At 70.9% G+C, this 16412-nt stretch carries 14 protein-coding genes; 13 read left to right on the plus strand and 1 reads right to left on the minus strand.

Going from position 1 to position 16412, the window contains the following annotated elements; all coding sequences use genetic code 11:
* Positions 1–14: 14 nt before the first annotated feature.
* Positions 15–1064: a rod shape-determining protein gene (locus tag ACIPYQ_RS01800; RefSeq protein ID WP_401245249.1), complete on the minus strand. Its 1050-nt coding sequence runs from the start codon at positions 1062–1064 to the stop codon at positions 15–17.
* A gap of 117 nt (positions 1065–1181) precedes the next feature.
* Between ACIPYQ_RS01800 and ACIPYQ_RS01805 the strand changes: the two genes are divergently transcribed.
* The 13 genes from ACIPYQ_RS01805 to ACIPYQ_RS01865 form a co-directional block, all read left to right on the plus strand.
* Positions 1182–2720: a bifunctional folylpolyglutamate synthase/dihydrofolate synthase gene (locus tag ACIPYQ_RS01805; RefSeq protein WP_401245251.1), complete on the plus strand. Its 1539-nt coding sequence runs from the start codon at positions 1182–1184 to the stop codon at positions 2718–2720.
* Positions 2721–2723: 3 nt separating this feature from the next.
* Positions 2724–3101: a DUF4233 domain-containing protein gene (locus tag ACIPYQ_RS01810; RefSeq protein WP_401245253.1), complete on the plus strand. Its 378-nt coding sequence runs from the start codon at positions 2724–2726 to the stop codon at positions 3099–3101.
* A gap of 97 nt (positions 3102–3198) precedes the next feature.
* On the plus strand, positions 3199–3609 hold the full coding sequence (ndk, locus tag ACIPYQ_RS01815; RefSeq protein ID WP_030710854.1) for a nucleoside-diphosphate kinase: 411 nt from the start codon (positions 3199–3201) through the stop codon (positions 3607–3609).
* Positions 3610–3915: 306 nt separating this feature from the next.
* Positions 3916–4935: a rod shape-determining protein gene (locus ACIPYQ_RS01820; RefSeq protein ID WP_008738981.1), complete on the plus strand. Its 1020-nt coding sequence runs from the start codon at positions 3916–3918 to the stop codon at positions 4933–4935.
* Positions 4936–5069: 134 nt separating this feature from the next.
* Positions 5070–6017, plus strand: coding sequence for a rod shape-determining protein MreC (gene mreC, locus ACIPYQ_RS01825; RefSeq protein ID WP_361760096.1), 948 nt, complete (start codon positions 5070–5072; stop codon positions 6015–6017).
* A gap of 13 nt (positions 6018–6030) precedes the next feature.
* Positions 6031–6738 (plus strand): rod shape-determining protein MreD, encoded by a 708-nt coding sequence (gene mreD / locus ACIPYQ_RS01830; RefSeq protein WP_401245256.1) that lies wholly within the window; start codon positions 6031–6033, stop codon positions 6736–6738.
* A 13-nt stretch (positions 6739–6751) separates the two neighbouring features.
* Positions 6752–8932: a penicillin-binding protein 2 gene (gene mrdA / locus ACIPYQ_RS01835; protein ID WP_401245258.1), complete on the plus strand. Its 2181-nt coding sequence runs from the start codon at positions 6752–6754 to the stop codon at positions 8930–8932.
* 12 nt (positions 8933–8944) lie between these two features.
* Complete coding sequence (gene rodA, locus ACIPYQ_RS01840; RefSeq protein WP_401245260.1) at positions 8945–10144, plus strand: rod shape-determining protein RodA; 1200 nt, start codon at positions 8945–8947, stop codon at positions 10142–10144.
* A 49-nt stretch (positions 10145–10193) separates the two neighbouring features.
* Positions 10194–11714 carry a CHAD domain-containing protein gene (locus tag ACIPYQ_RS01845; RefSeq protein WP_401245262.1) on the plus strand — a complete coding sequence of 507 codons (1521 nt, stop codon included), beginning with the start codon at positions 10194–10196 and terminating at the stop codon, positions 11712–11714.
* A gap of 72 nt (positions 11715–11786) precedes the next feature.
* Positions 11787–13712, plus strand: coding sequence for a TIGR03960 family B12-binding radical SAM protein (locus ACIPYQ_RS01850; RefSeq protein WP_401245264.1), 1926 nt, complete (start codon positions 11787–11789; stop codon positions 13710–13712).
* A gap of 63 nt (positions 13713–13775) precedes the next feature.
* Positions 13776–14861, plus strand: coding sequence for a hypothetical protein (locus ACIPYQ_RS01855; RefSeq protein ID WP_401245266.1), 1086 nt, complete (start codon positions 13776–13778; stop codon positions 14859–14861).
* A 127-nt stretch (positions 14862–14988) separates the two neighbouring features.
* A complete protein-coding gene (locus ACIPYQ_RS01860) occupies positions 14989–15768 on the plus strand; it encodes a TIGR03936 family radical SAM-associated protein (RefSeq protein ID WP_053171682.1) in 780 nt (259 codons plus the stop codon).
* Between the two features lie 235 nt (positions 15769–16003).
* Positions 16004–16412 (plus strand): hypothetical protein (locus ACIPYQ_RS01865; protein ID WP_401245268.1); only part of this gene is annotated, 409 nt, incomplete at its 3' end.

The following is a 16412-nucleotide window of genomic DNA, read 5'->3' on the forward strand; positions in this document are numbered from 1 at the left end:
GAGGGCCTGGCGCCTCAGGCCTTGGCCGGGACCAGCAGGCTGCCCAGGGTGTCCAGGTCCTCCACGCACCGCCCGGAGCCCAGTGCCACGCAGTCCAGCGGGTTGTCCGCCACGAAGACCGGAATGCCCGTCGCCGAGGCCATCCGCAGGTCCAGGCCGGGGAGCAGGGCGCCGCCGCCGGTCAGGACGATCCCGTGCTCCATCACGTCGCCGGACAGTTCGGGCGGGCACTCCTCCAGGGTGGTGCGGACGGCGGCGATGATCGCCTCGACGGGTTCGTCGAGGGCCGCCCGCACGTCCGCGGCGCCCAGCTCCAGCGTCTTGGGCATGCCGCCGACCTTCTCGCGGCCGCGCACGGTGAAGGTGCGCGTCTCCAGTTCCGGCCGGTCCGGCACCGGCCAGGCCGAGCCGATGCCGAGCTTGACGTCCTCGGCGGTGCGCTCCCCGATGAGCAGCGCGTGCTCCTTGCGCACGTGGTCGATGATCGCCGCGTCGAGCCGGTCCCCGCCCACGCGCAGGGACCGGGAGGTGACGATGCCGCCGAGGGAGATGACGGCGACCTCGGAGGTGCCGCCGCCGATGTCCACGACCATGGAGCCGCGCGGTTCGGCCACGGGGAGTCCGGCGCCGATCGCGGCGGCCATCGGCTCCTCGATCAGGTGCACGGCCTTGGCTCCGGCCCGGGTGGAGGCGTGGATGATGGCCCGCCGCTCGACGGGGGTGACCCCGGACGGCACGCAGATCACCATCCGGGTGCGGGGCCGGCGGCCGGGGACGGCCTTGCGCACGAAGTGCCGGATCATCTCCTCGGCGGCCTCGTAGTCGCAGATCACGCCGCCCCTGAGGGGGCGGATCGCGGTGATGGAGCCGGGGGTGCGGCCGATGGTCTCCTTGGCGTCCGATCCGACGGCCAGGGCGGTGGTGGTGCCCGCTTTGACGGCGACCACGGACGGTTCATTGAGGACGATTCCGTGTCCCCGGGCGTAGACGAGGGTGTTGGCCGTCCCCAGGTCTATCCCGATGTCGCGGCTGGTGGCCGTCTTGTTGGTGCTGGCCTGCGGCATTTGCTCCCCTATCTGCTGCTCGCAAGGCTTGCATAACGATCCGGTCGCTCTTGCCGCCGAAGGTCCCCAAACGGCCGGGCCGAAAGTCCTGCGGGTCCCCGTCCGTAGACTGGCCCTGTGAGTGAGCAGCAGCCCGAGAGCCACGACCGCGACGACAACGACGACCTCGCCGGCACCTTCGACGAGTTCGACCAGATCGTGGCGGAAGAGTCCGACCGCGACCCCGACCTGGCGGTGATCGAGGCCGGCAGCCGCACCCTGCGCGCCCAGGCCGGACCGCCCCAGGGCGACCCGGTACCCGCCCCGCCCGTAGACCCGGAGGTCGCGAAGGCACTGCTGGAGGTGGAGCAGGAGCTTTCCACCCGGTGGGGCGAGACCAAGCTGGAGCCGTCGGTGTCGCGGATCGCGGCACTGATGGACGTGCTGGGCGAGCCGCAGCGCGCGTACCCCTCCATCCACGTCACCGGCACCAACGGCAAGACGAGCACGGCCCGCATGATCGAGTGCCTGCTGAACGCCTTCGAGCTGCGCACCGGGCGCTACACCAGCCCGCACGTGCAGTCGATCACCGAGCGGATCAGCCTCGACGGGGCGCCGATCAGCGCCGAGCGGTTCGTCGAGACGTACCAGGACATCAAGCCGTACGTGGAGATGGTCGACGCCGCCGAGGAGTTCCGGCTGTCGTTCTTCGAGGTGCTCACCGGAATGGCCTACGCGGCCTTCGCGGACGCGCCCGTGGACGTGGCCGTGGTCGAGGTGGGCATGGGAGGCAGCTGGGACGCCACCAACGTCATCGACGCCTCGGTCGCGGTGGTCACCCCGATCAGCCTGGACCACACCGACCGGCTCGGCTCCACGCCCGGCGAGATCGCCGTGGAGAAGGGCGGCGTCATCAAGCAGGACGCGACCGTGATCCTGGCGCAGCAGCCGGTGGACGCGGCGCAGGTGCTGCTGAAGAAGGCCGTGGAGGTCGATGCCACGGTGGCCCGCGAGGGCATGGAGTTCGGCGTCGTCTCGCGCGAGGTCGCGGTCGGCGGCCAGCAGCTGACGCTGCGCGGTGTGGGCGGGGAGTACGACGGCATCTTCCTGCCGCTGTACGGCGCCCACATGGCGCACAACGCGGCGGTGGCGCTGGCGGCGGTCGAGGCCTTCTTCGGGATCGGCCAGGAGCACGCGCGGGTGCTGGACCTGGAGACGGTGCAGCGGGCCTTCGCCTCGGTGACCTCGCCGGGCCGCATGGAGGTCGTGCGGCGCAGCCCGACGGTGGTCCTGGACGCCGCGCACAACCCGGCGGGCGCCGCGGCGACGGCGGAGGCGGTGACCGAGTCGTTCGGCTTCAGCCGGCTGATCGGGGTCGTGGCCGCGAGCGAGGGCAAGGACGTCCGCGGGGTGCTGGAGGCCTTCGAGCCGATCTTCGCGGAAGTGGTGGTGACGGAGAACTCCAGCCACCGGTCGATGGGCGCGGACGAGCTGGCGGCCGTCGCGGTCGAGGTCTTCGGCGTGGACCGGGTGCAGGTGGAGCCGCGGCTGGACGACGCCCTGGAGGCGGCGATCACCCTGGCGGAGGAAGAGGCCGAGTACGGAGGAGCCGGGGTCCTGGTGACCGGTTCCGTGATCACGGTGGGCGAGGCCCGCCTGCTGCTGAAGAGGGGCTGAGGGATGCGCACGCTGTGTGCGAGCACGCTGATCGGCGAGTTCTTCGTGATCGGCTTCGCGGGGCTGGTGGCGATGAAGGACCCCGATCTGACCCAGGCCGCGGTCTGGACGGTGTGCGGGGTCGCGATGCTGCTGTCGGTGCTGCTGTGCGGGATGCTGTCGCGTCCCGGGGCGGTCCAGCTGGGCTGGGCCCTGCAGATCGGCCTGATCGCGAGCGGGTTCGTCGTCCCGACGATGTTCTTCCTTGGCGCGGTGTTCGCCGGCCTGTGGTGGTGCTCGGTGCACTACGGCCGGAGGATCGACACGATCAAGGAGCGCTGGGCGGCCGCGCAGGAGGCGTCCGGGGCGTCCACGGCGTCCGCGGCGCCCGACACCGCGTGACGGGTCCCCTCCGGGCCCGGCCGGCGACCGGCCGGAGGGCCCCTGATGGCCCTGTAGATTCGTCCCACCGCACCCGTTTGCCGCAAGGAGCCGAAACATGACCCAGCGCACCCTCGTCCTGCTCAAGCCCGACGCCGTCCGTCGTGGTCTGGTCGGCGAGATCATCGGCCGCATCGAGCGGAAGGCCGGCTGGACCATTCCCGCACTGGAGCTGCGCACGCTGGACCAGGAGACCCTGGAGACGCACTACGGCGAGCACAAGGGCAAGCCGTTCTACGAGCCCCTGATGGGCTTCATGGCGAGCGGTCCCGTGGTCGCCCTGGTCGTCGAAGGGGAACGCGTCATCGAGGGTGTCCGCCAGCTGGCCGGACCCACCGACCCGATCGCCGCGGCGCCCGGCTCCATCCGGGGCGACTTCGGCACCGTCACCCGGGAGAACCTGATCCACGCCTCGGACTCGGAGGAGTCCGCGGAGCGCGAGCTGAAGCTGTTCTTCCCGGCTCTCTGACTCATTCGGATCACTCTTTCCTGACGAGACATCAGCCAAATAGCGCTCATGACCTGGGGCGACCGAAGTAATTTCGGTCGCCCTTCGGTATTTCCCGGCGTGAGCGGGAACGCCTGGGCAGGACACGTCGTCACCAGTAAGGGGGCGGGTATCCATTCCGGCGGGATTGCCGGAGTCCCGTCGCGCGGTGTCGGTACAACCGTGACTACGATGGGGCCTCCACCCACACACCCACCTCGCCGACCTGACAGCAGCCGCTATCAACTGGAAGGCCAGACGCTCCTCATGGGGAACAAGGGGAACAACATGTCGTTCATCGGCCGTGACATGGCGATCGACCTCGGGACCGCCAACACGCTGGTGTACGTGAGGGGCCGGGGGATCGTCCTGAACGAGCCGTCCGTGGTCGCCATCAACACGAACACCGGCGGCATTCTGGCGGTCGGCTCGGAGGCGAAGAAGATGATCGGGCGCACGCCCGGCAACATCGTCGCCGTACGGCCCCTCAAGGACGGCGTCATCGCCGACTTCGAGATCACCGAGCGTATGCTCCGGTACTTCATCCTCAAGATCCACAAGCGACGGTACCTGGCACGTCCGCGCGTCGTGGTCTGTGTCCCCTCCGGCATCACCGGAGTGGAGCGACGCGCCGTCATCGAGGCGTCCACGCAGGCCGGCGCCCGCCAGGTGCACATCATCGAGGAGCCCATGGCCGCCGCCATCGGCTCGGGCCTGCCCGTCCACGAGGCCACCGGCAACATGGTCGTGGACATCGGCGGCGGCACCACCGAGGTCGCCGTCATCTCCCTCGGCGGAATCGTCACGGCACAGTCCATCCGGGTGGCCGGCGACGAGCTCGACAACGCGATCATCCAGCACATCAAGAAGGAGTACTCGCTCCTGCTCGGTGAGCGCACGGCCGAGCAGATCAAGATCACCATCGGTTCGGCGTACGACCTCGACAAGGACGAGCACACCGAGATCCGTGGACGCGACCTGGTCTCCGGCCTGCCCAAGACGGTCGTCATCTCGGCCGCCGAGGTGCGCAAGGCCATCGAGGAGCCGGTCAACGCCATCGTCGACGCGGTCAAGACCACGCTCGACAAGTGTCCGCCGGAGCTCTCCGGCGACATCATGGACCGCGGCATCGTCCTGACCGGCGGCGGCGCCCTGCTGCGCGGCCTCGACGAGCGGCTGCGCCGGGAGACCGGCATGCCGATCCACATCGCCGAGGACCCGCTCGACTCCGTGGCGCTCGGCTCCGGCAAGTGCGTCGAGGAGTTCGAGGCGCTCCAGCAGGTCCTGGACGCCCAGCCCCGTCGCTGACAGATGCCCCTCCCTGCCGGAGGGGCCATGCGGAACACCAAGGATCCGCCGTACGGGTGCTACCGGGCCCGTGCGGCGGATCGTTGATATACAGGCAAAAGAGAATTCCGACGAGGAAGGCACGGCCGCCGCACGTGAGGGACACACGAGAAAGCCGGCTGCTCCTGGTGCTTCTGATCGCCATCGCGTTCGCGTTGATCACGGTGGACATCAGGGCAGGCGAGGAGTCGCCGGTCGACGGTGCCCGGCAGGCCGCGGCAGCGGTCTTCGGGCCGGTCGAGAAGGGTGTGGCGACCGCTGTCGATCCGGTCGCCAACGCCATAGGGGCGGTACGGGACTCGGGCGAGCGGCACAACCGCATCGCCGTGCTGGAACGCGAGAACGCGGCCCTGAAGGCCAAGCTCGGCAGCGACGAGCAGACCCGCAGCCGCATCCACGAGCTCGACGAGATGCTCAAGCGGGCGGGCGCCGGCCAGTACGGCATCAAGGGCGCCGAGGTCATCGCGATAGGAGCGGCCCAGGGCTTCTCCTGGACCGTCACCATCGACGCCGGCAGCAAGGACGGCATCGAACGCGACATGACCGTCCTCAACGGGGACGGGCTCGTGGGCCGGGTCAGCACCGTCGGCCCCGACACCGCCACCGTCGTCCTCGCCAACGACCCCGACTTCACCGTCGGCACCCGGCTGGAGAAGACCGGCGAACTCGGCTTCGCCACCGGCCAGGGCGACCGCGCGATGTCCGTCCAGATGCTCAACGGCAAGGCCAAGATCAACCCCGGCGACCGGCTCGTCACCTTCGGCTCGCGCGGCAACAAGCCCTTCGTGCCCGGCGTGCCGATCGGCGAGGTGATCAAGGTCGACCCCTCGCGCGGCGACCTGACCCGCACCGTCTGGGTCAATCCGGCCGTCGCCTTCTCGCGCCTGGACATCGTCGGCGTCGTCGTGATGCCCCCGCGCGAGGACCCCCGTGACGCCGTGCTGCCGCCCAAGCCCGAGGCCCCCAAGCCCACCCCGACGGTCACCGTCACGGTGACCCCGTCCGGGTCCGCCAGCGTGCCCGGCAAGCCGGCCGACGAGTAGGAGCAGACCGCCCATGCGCTTCAACCGGATCCTGCTCTCGGCCACGCTCGTCGTGGTCGCCCTCGTCGTCCAGGTCACCGTCCTGGGCCGGCTCCAACTGCCCGGCGCGGTACCCGACCTGCTGCTCCTCACCGTCGTCGCCCTCGCACTCGTGTACGGGCACGTCAGCGGAGCCCTGATCGGCTTCGCCGCCGGTCTCCTCGCCGACCTGGCCCCGCCCGCCGACCACGCCGCCGGGCGGTACGCGCTCGTACTGTGCGTCATCGGCTACCTCTGCGGGCTGGTCCGCCACGACGGCGGGCGCTTCCGCTCCGCCTGGGGCCCCATGCTCACCGTCGTCGCCGCCGCGATCGGCTCCACCCTGCTCTACGCGGGCGTGGGCGCCCTCGTCGGCGACACCGCCGCCCGCCACGTGGGCCTGACGGGGCTGCTGTTCACCGCGACCCTCTACGACCTGCTGCTCGCGCCGTTCACGGTGCCGTTCATCATGGCCCTGGCCCGGCGGGCCGAGAACGACCCGATGGCCGTCGAGGCCGGCGGCGGCCCCGCGAACAAGGCCGCCGACGTCTCCGCCGGCTGGCTGGCCGGCGGTACGGGCCTGCGCATCGGCAGCCAGCGCGGCGGCCTGCGCCTGAAGACCGCGCGCTCCCGCGCCAACAAGGCCGTCCGCATAAAGGGCGTCAAGGCAGTCAAGGGTGTGAAGAGCGTCAAGAAGCTGTGAGGGAGGAGCAGGCATGACGAACGTTCCGGAGACCGGCCGCACCTCCCGGGTGCAGATCAGGCTCGTCATCATGCAGGTGCTCATCCTCTCGATGCTGGTCACCCTCGGCGGCCGGCTCTGGTTCCTGCAGATCCGCAACGGCGCGGAGTACTACCACGAGGCCAAGAGCAACCACGTCCAGCGGGTGGTCCAGCCGGCCGTGCGCGGTTCGATCCTCGACGCCCGCGGGGTCCCCCTCGCCGACAACGAGACCCGGCTGGTCGTCTCCGCCAGCCGGACCGCTCTGATGAAGATGAAGGACCGGGGCAAGGGCGTCATGACCCGCCTCGCCGGCGTCCTGGACATGACCCCCAAGGAGGTCATGGAGAAGGTCCGCCTCTGCGACTCCCAGACCCCCGCGCCCTGCTGGAACGGTTCCCCGTACCAGCCGATCCCGGTCACCATGGAAGCCACCACGCAGCAGGCGCTCCAGCTGCGCGAGCGCCCCGAGGACTTCCCCGGCATCACCGCCGAGCCCACCGCCGTCCGTCGCTACCCGGCCCCCGGCGGGGCCCGTACCTCACAGGTGCTCGGCTACCTCTCGCCGGTCACCGACGACGAGATCCAGAAGGCCAAGGACACCGACTCGCCGCACCTGCGGTCCGATCAGGTCGGCCGCTCCGGGATCGAACGCACCTATGACCGGCAGCTGCGCGGCAAGGCGGAGGTCACCTCGTACGAGGTCGACAACCTCGGCCGGGTCATGGGCCAGACCAAGTCCGACCCGGGCGTGGCCGGCTCCACCCTCGTCACCAGCATCGACGCCAGGGTCCAGTCCGTCGCCGAGTTCGAGCTCCAGGCGGCGATGAAGGTCGTCCGCAACGAGACCGACAACATCACCGGCCGCAAGTACGAGGCCGACTCGGGAGCCGTCGTCGTCATGGAGGCCAAGACCGGCCGCATCGTCGCGATGGCCTCCCAGCCCGACTACGACCCCAACGCCTGGGTCGGCGGCATCTCCGGCAAGGACTACGCCAGGCTCACCAGCAAGAGCTCCAACTATCCGCTGCTCAACCGCGGCATCCAGGGCATGGCCCCCGCGGGCTCCATCTTCAAGGTGGTCTCCGCGAGCGCGGCCGTCCGGGCCGGCTACAAGTTCGACGACAAGTACAACTGCAGCAGCTCCTACAGCCTCGGCGGCCGGAGCTTCGCGAACTTCGAGTCCAAGGGGCACGGCCCCATCACCCTCGGCGACGCCCTCAAGTTCTCCTGCAACACCGTCTTCTACGCCCTGGGCCACAAGGAGTGGCAGCGTGACGGCGGCCTCACGCCCAAGAAGGACGCACACGACTGGTTCTACCGGACCGCCCGGGAGTTCGGACTCGGCTCCGAGACCGGGATCGACCTGCCCAACGAGGTCAAGGGCCGCATCCCCGACCGCCAGTGGAAGCAGAGCTTCTGGAAGGCCAACAAGAACTCCTGGTGCAAGCAGGGCAAGCGGGGCGGCACCTACGTCGAGCAGATCGCCTACGAGAGCTGCCTCGAAGGCAACCAGCTCAAGGCCTACGACAGCATCAACTTCGCCATCGGCCAGGGAGACGTCCTCGTCACCCCCATCCAGATGGCCACCGCGTACTCCGCCATCAGCAACGGCGGCACCCTCTACAACCCCACCGTCGGCAAGGCCATCGTCAGCCCCGACGGCAAGCGCATCGAGATGATCAAGCCCCAGTCCCACGGCCGACTGCCGGTCGACGCCAAGACCGTCAAGGACCTCGACGGAGGCCTGCGCTCCGTCGTCGAGCCCGGCGGCACCGCCGCCTGGCGGTTCATCGGCTGGCCGATGGACAAGATCCCGATGCACGCCAAGACCGGCACCGCCCAGGTGTACGGCAAGCAGACCACGTCCTGGCTGGCGACCTACACCAAGGACTTCACGATCGTCATGACGATCTCCCAGGGCGGCACCGGCTCCGGAGCCTCCGGCCCCGCCGTCCGCAACCTCTACAACGCCATCTACGGTCTCGACATGGCCGGCAAGCAGGACCTGAAGAAGGCCCTGCTGCTGCAGCCCGAGACGAACCTGCCCAAGATCCGCCCCGACGGTTCCATCGACTCCCCGGAGATCCGGCCCTACGTGCCGCCGTCCCCGGAGGAACTGGAACCGCCCGCCCTCGCCGGGCCGCCCGCCCCGCGCCCCGCACGGCACGACTGAGGACCGAAAGACATGCCAACCGCCAACAAGTTCTCCGTCTCCCGGTACGCGCCCGAGCGCGGGGCGATGGCCAAGCTCACCGCCCGCGACTCCGTGGTGCGCCGGCTCGACTGGCCGATACTCCTCTCCGCGCTCGCCCTGTCCTTCATGGGCGCCCTGCTGGTGTGGTCGGCGACCCGCAACAGGACCCAGCTGAACCAGGGGGACCCGTACTACTTCCTGGCCCGGCACGCCCTGAACACCGGCATCGGCCTCGTCCTGATGATCGGCACCATCTGGCTCGGCCACCGCACCCTGCGCGGTGCGGTGCCGGTCCTCTACGGGCTCTCGCTGGTGCTCATCCTGGCCGTGCTCACCCCGCTCGGCGCCACCATCAACGGCGCTCACGCGTGGATCGTGATCGGCGGCGGATTCTCCCTCCAGCCCTCCGAGTTCGTGAAGATCACGATCATCCTGGTCATGGCGATGCTGCTGGCCACCCGGGTGGACGCGGGCGACCTCACCCACCCGGACCACCGCACGGTCGTCAAGGCGCTCTGCCTGGCCGCCGCCCCGATGGGCATCGTCATGCTGATGCCCGACCTCGGGTCCGTCATGGTCATGATCGTCATCGTGCTCGGCGTGCTGCTGGCCTCCGGCGCGTCCAACCGCTGGGTGCTCGGACTCCTCGGCACCGGCGCGGGCGGCGCCGTCCTGATCTGGCAGCTCGGCGTCCTCGACGAGTACCAGATCAACCGCTTCGCGGCCTTCGCCAACCCCGAGCTGGACCCCGCGGGCGTCGGCTACAACACCAACCAGGCGCGCATCGCGATCGGCTCCGGCGGTCTGACCGGTTCGGGGCTCTTCAAGGGCTCGCAGACCACCGGCCAGTTCGTGCCGGAGCAGCAGACCGACTTCGTCTTCACCGTGGCGGGGGAGGAGCTGGGCTTCCTCGGGGCCGGGCTGATCCTGTTCCTGCTCGCCGTCATCCTGTGGCGGGCCTGCATGATCGCGCGGGAGACCACCGAGCTCTACGGGACGATCGTCTGCGCCGGGATCATCGCCTGGTTCGCCTTCCAGTCCTTCGAGAACATCGGGATGACCCTCGGGATCATGCCGGTGGCCGGGCTGCCGCTGCCGTTCGTCTCGTACGGAGGCTCGTCGATGTTCGCGGTGTGGGTGGCGATCGGACTGCTGCAGTCGATCAAGGTGCAACGGCCATTGTCGGCCTGATCTCCTGTTCACCCTGCCGCCGTGATCCGTTCAGGACTAAGTTCGGTCTATGGCGGACACCAAGCGCGAAATCGAGCGTAAATTCGAGTTCTCCAAGGCCAAATCTGCCCGGCGCGGGGTGCCGGACCTGACGGGAACGGCCGCGATCGCGGCCGTCTCCGACCAGGGCACCGTCGACCTCGACGCCGTGTACTACGACACCCCCGACCAGCGGCTCGCCGCCGACGGTCTCACCCTGCGGCGCAGAACGGGCGGCGCCGACGCGGGCTGGCACCTCAAACTGCCCGTCTCCCCGGGAGTCCGCGACGAGGTCACGGCCGCGCTCAGCGACACCGTCCCGTCCTCCCTCGCCGCCCTCGTCCGTTCCCGGGTGCGCGGCGCCGGACTCCAGCCGCAGGTCAGGCTGGTCTCCTCGCGCCGCGTCAGCCACCTGCTCGACGCCGGCGGAGCCCTGCTCGCGGAACTGAGCACCGACGAGGTCCAGGCCGAGCGGGGCCAGGCCAGCGCCTCCTGGACCGAGGTCGAGGTGGAACTCGCCGACGGGGTGGACCCCGAACTGCTCGACGCCGTCGAGAAGACCTTCCGCAAGGCCGGGCTCCGGGTCTCCGACGCCCCCTCCAAGCTCGCCCGGGCGCTCGTGGAGACCGACGCGGTGCCCCCGGCCCGGCCCGAGGGCGGCGGTCCCGAGGGCACGGCGGGCGCGTACGTCCTGGCGTACCTGCGGGAACAGCGCGACGTCCTGATCGCCCAGGATCCGGCCGTGCGACGCAGCCTGCCGGACTCCGTCCACCAGATGCGGGTCGCCACCCGGCGGCTGCGCAGCACCTTCAAGACGTACCGCAAGGTGCTCGACCGGGCGGCCACCGACCCGATCGGCGAGGAGCTGCGCTGGCTGGCCGCCGAACTCGGCGTCGACCGCGACCAGGAGGTCCTGCTGGAGCGGATCCAGACGAGCATCGGGGAGCTGCCGCGCACCCTGGTGATCGGCCCGGTCCGCAGCCGGCTGCGGGTGTGGAACACCACCCGGCGCTCCGCGTCGCGGCGCCGGGCCCTGGCCGTCCTCGACAGCGAGCGCTACGTCTCCCTCCTGGACTCCCTCGACGCCCTGCTGGAGGCGCCGCCGCTGCTCAAGGGCGCCGACGCGGAGCCGCGGGCGGTCCTGCCGAAGGCGGTGCTCGGCGACTACGCGCGCCTCGCCGTCCGCGTCGAGGGCGCACTGTCCCTGGCGGAGGGCGAGGAACGGGACCTGGCCCTGCACGACGCCCGCAAGGCGGCCAAGCGCCTGCGGTACGCGGCGGAGTCGGCCGTACCCGTGCTCGGCAAGCCGGCGGAACGCCTGGCCAAGGCGGGCAAGAAGGTCCAGACCCTGCTCGGCGACCACCAGGACAGCGTGGTGGCCCGCGAGGCCCTGCGCGGCCTCGCGGTCCAGGCGGCGGGCGCGGGCGAGTCCGCGTTCACCTGGGGCGTCCTCTACGCCCGCGAGGAGGCCCTGGCCGAGCGGCGCGAACGGGAACTTCCGGGCATCTGGACGAAGGCCTCGGACCCCGCGCTGCGGGCGGCCCTGGGATGATCATGTGAAGGGAGGGGGCCGGGGGGCGAGGTACGCTTGAGAGCTGCCCCCTGCCCGCTTCACGAAAGTCGCGTGATGACCGAGTCGGTCTTCCCTCAGCTTGAGGCCCTGCTTCCGCATGTGCAGAAGCCCATCCAGTACGTCGGCGGTGAACTCAACTCCACGGTCAAGGAGTGGGAGAGCTGTGACGTCCGCTGGGCGCTCATGTACCCGGACGCGTACGAAGTCGGGCTGCCCAACCAGGGCGTCATGATCCTCTACGAGGTGCTGAACGAGCGCGAGGGCGTCCTCGCCGAGCGCACGTACAGCGTGTGGCCCGACCTCGAAGAACTGATGCGCGAGCACAAGGTGCCGCAGTTCACCGTGGACAGCCACCGCCCGGTCTCCGCCTTCGACGTGTTCGGCCTGTCCTTCTCCACGGAGCTGGGCTACACCAACATGCTCACGGCGCTGGACCTCGCGGGCATCCCGCTGGAGGCCCGCAACCGTACGGTCGACCACCCGATCGTCCTCGCGGGCGGCCACGCGGCCTTCAACCCCGAGCCGATCGCGGAGTTCATCGACTGCGCGGTCATCGGCGACGGCGAGCAGGCCGTCCTCGACATGACCGAGATCATCCGCACCTGGAAGGCCGAGGGGCGGCCGGGCGGGCGCGAAGAGGTCCTGCTGCGCCTGGCGAAGACCGGCAACGTCTACGTGCCGGGCTTCTACGACGTGGAGTACCTGCCGGACGGCCGCATCGGCCGTGTCGTGCCCAACCGCTCCGGCGTGCCGTGGCGCGTGTCCAAGCACACGGTCATGGACCTCGACGAGTGGCCCTACCCCAAGCAGCCCCTGGTCCCGCTCGCCGAGACCGTCCACGAGCGGATGTCCGTGGAGATCTTCCGCGGCTGCACCCGCGGCTGCCGTTTCTGCCAGGCCGGCATGATCACGCGCCCCGTGCGGGAGCGAAGCATCACCGGCATCGGCGAAATGGTGGAGCGCGGCCTGAAGGCCACGGGCTTCGAAGAGGTGGGTCTCCTCTCCCTCTCCTCGGCCGACCACACGGAGATCGCCGACATCGCCAAGGGCCTCGCGGACCGCTACACGGACGACAAGGTGGGCCTGTCCCTGCCGTCGACCCGCGTGGACGCCTTCAACGTGGACCTGGCCAACGAGCTGACCCGTAACGGGCGCCGCTCCGGTCTGACCTTCGCGCCCGAGGGCGGCTCCGAGCGCATGCGCAAGGTCATCAACAAGATGGTCTCGGAGGAGGACCTGATCCGCACGGTCTCCACCGCGTACGGCAACGGCTGGCGCCAGGTGAAGCTGTACTTCATGTGCGGCCTGCCCACCGAGACCGACGAGGACGTCCTCCAGATCGGCGACATGGCGGTCAACGTCATCGCCAAGGGCCGTGAGGTCTCCGGTCAGAACGACATCCGCTGCACGGTGTCCATCGGCGGGTTCGTGCCGAAGCCGCACACCCCGTTCCAGTGGGCGCCGCAGCTGTCGGCCGAGGAGACGGACGCCCGCCTGGGCAAGCTCCGCGACAAGATCCGCGGCGACAAGAAGTACGGCCGCTCCATCGGCTTCCGCTACCACGACGGCAAGCCGGGCATCGTCGAGGGCCTCCTCTCGCGCGGCGACCGCCGCATCGGCGACGTCATCCGCGCCGTGTACGAGTCGGGCGGCCGCTTCGACGGCTGGCGCGAGCACTTCTCGTACGACCGCTGGATGGAGGCCGCGGACAAGACGCTGCCGGCCTACGGCGTGGACGTCGCCTGGTACACGACGCGCGAGCGCACGTACGAGGAGGTCCTGCCCTGGGACCACCTGGACTCCGGTCTCGACAAGGGCTGGCTCTGGGAGGACTGGCAGGACGCCCTCGACGAGACCGAGGTCGACGACTGCCGCTGGACCCCGTGCTTCGACTGCGGCGTCTGCCCGCAGATGCAGACCGAGATCCAGATCGGCCCCACCGGCAAGAAGCTGCTGCCGCTGTCGGTCGTGAAGTAACCCTTGGGTCACGAGAGGCCCCCGCCCGCAACGGGCGGGGGCCTTCGTCGTGTCCTTCACTGCATGGAAACGGACAAGCGGCCTCCCGCCGGCGGCGGCGACGGATGCCTGGTGGGCGTCATCAGGATCCCCGTGAAGATCGTCGCCGTACTCGTCGTACTGCCCGTACGGGTGGTCTGGGAGCTGCTGGTCGCCGGAGGCCGGGCCGTGCACCGGCACGTCCTCGGGCCGCTGTACGTCCATGTCGTCGAGCCGCTGCTGCGTACGCTCGGATGGCTGCTGACCACCCTGCTCAAGCTGGTCTTCGTCTGGCCGTGGGTCGGGTTGTGGCGGTACGTGCTCGTTCCGGTCGGGCAGGGGCTGGCGTGGGTGTGGCGGGGCCTGTACGACCAGGTGCTGGCGCCGGCCGGGCGGATCCTGACCGCCTACGTGTTCCGCCCGCTCGGGGCGGCGCTGGCCTGGGCCGGCCGGGGCGGCATGCGGTACCTGCTCGCCCCGCTCGGCAAGGGGGTGGGCTGGGTGGTCCGGGCCCTGGCCATGCTCCTGTTCGTGTGGCCGTGGGTCGGGCTGTGGCGGTACGTGCTCGTGCCCGTCGGCCGCGGCCTCGCGTGGCTGGCCGCGGCGGCCTACCGGTACGTGCTCACCCCGGTCGGACACGGCCTCGCGTGGCTGGCGGTCGCGGCCTACCGGTACCTGCTGCGGCCCGTCGGGCTGGGTCTCGCCTGGCTGGTGGTGGCGCTGTACCGGTACCTGCTGCGGCCCGTCGGCCTCGGCCTCGCCTGGCTCGCGGTCGCGCTGTACACGTACGTGCTCACCCCGCTCGGCCAGGTCCTCCTCTGGGCCTGGCACGTGGCCGGGCGGATCGCCGGCTGGCTGTGGCGCGGGCTCAAGCGGGTCGGCTGGATCCTGGTCGGCTGGCCCGCGTCCCGGGTGTACCGGCACGTGCTGACCCCCGCCGGCCACGCCGTCCGCGAGGTCTGGCGCACCGGCCGCGCCGCGGTCAGGGAGGCGCGGGCCGCCGTACGTCAGGCGCTCTTCGGTACTCCTCCCGTGGAACCGGCGAGGTCACGGGCGCGTACTCTGGGTAGTACGACAGCCGCAGGCAACACGCCCGCTCCCGAGATCTCCCTCCACGAACGGCAGGGGTGAGCCGGAGGCAGGGCGGCGCCGGCCGGTCCCACAGACGCTCAGGGCGACGCGCGAGCCGCGGAGCCCCGCACAAGGAGAAGAACCACTGGGCAAGCGACAGCCCGAAGGCCCGCCTCCCGCACCGGTGGTGCAGCGCATTCGACTGCGCTACACCAAGCGCGGCCGCCTCCGGTTCACCAGCCACCGAGACTTCCAGCGCGCCTTCGAGCGGGCCCTGCGCCGCGCCGAGGTGCCGATGGCGTACTCGGCCGGCTTCACCCCGCACCCGCGGGTCTCGTACGCGAACGCCGCCCCGACCGGGACCGGCAGCGAGGCCGAATACCTGGAGATCGCCCTCGCCGAGCCCCGCGACCCCGAGAAGCTCCGCGAGCTGCTCGACGAGTCGATGCCGACCGGGCTCGACATCATCGACGCCGTCGAGGCCCGCACCTCGGGCCTCGCGGACCGGCTGACCGCCTCCGTGTGGGAGCTGCGCCTGGACGGCGTGGAGCCCGCCGAGGCCGAACGGGCCGTGACGGCCTTCCTCGCCGCCGAGACCGTGGAGGTGCAGCGACGTACCAAGAACGGGATGCGGACCTTCGACACGCGCGGCGCCGTCGTCTCCCTCGAAGCCCTTCCTGCCCCGGCTGATAGGCCGCTGGACAATGCCTGTGCGATACTGCGGCTGGTTGTTCGGCATCTGACACCTGCCGTGCGACCCGACGACGTCCTGTCCGGTCTCCGAGCTGTGGCCGACCTGGCGCCGCCGGTCCCCTCAGCGGTGACCAGGCTGGCGCAGGGGCTCTTCGACGAGGAGTCCGGCACGGTGACCGACCCGCTCGCGCCCGACCGCGAGGCTGATACGGCCGCTCCACCCACGGCCGCCGTAGCCGCCGACGCGAAGGCGCCGGAAGGTCCCGCCGCGTAGGGATCGTCGTCGTCGCGCAGCCCTGGTACTCGGGAGCCACCTGGGTCGGGCCGCGCACTGACCTGAAGACTTCCGCCAGGCCGTACGGACAACACGTACGGAACCGGCGGCCATGGACTACAGCTCCCGTGTGGCGAACGCGCCCCGGAGGCCGGTTCCGCGCTCATTACGCGGAGCCGAGCCGGACCGGAAGTCAGCCGCGGCGCCCGGGAGCGTGACGGGAGAACCGCCCGCAATGCTCAACAACGAAAACGACACCACCGCAGGTAACGCCGACAGCGGCAGCCCCAGCGACAACCTGCCGCCGCGCAGGCGTCGCCGCGCCGCTTCCCGGCCCGCCGGCCCGCCCGGCGGGGCCACCGCAGAGGTGACCCCGGTGACGGAGGCCGCCCCGGCCGCCCCCGTCGAGGAGGCCGCTCCGGCCGCCGCCCCCGCACGTACCCGCCGCCGCGCGACCCGCGCCGTGGCCGCTCCCGAGACGCCGGCCGAGGCCGTCGTCGTCGAGGCCCCCGCCGCTGCGGCCCCCGCTGCCGCCCCGGTCGAGGAGCCCGCCGCTGCTCCCGCCCCGCGTGCCCGTCGCCGTGCGACCCGCGCCGTGACCGCCCCGGAGGCTCCGGCCGCCGAGGTCGCGCCCGTGGTCGAGG

The organism is Streptomyces sp. NPDC090045 (genome assembly GCF_044747975.1).
In the GTDB taxonomy this organism is placed as follows: domain Bacteria; phylum Actinomycetota; class Actinomycetes; order Streptomycetales; family Streptomycetaceae; genus Streptomyces.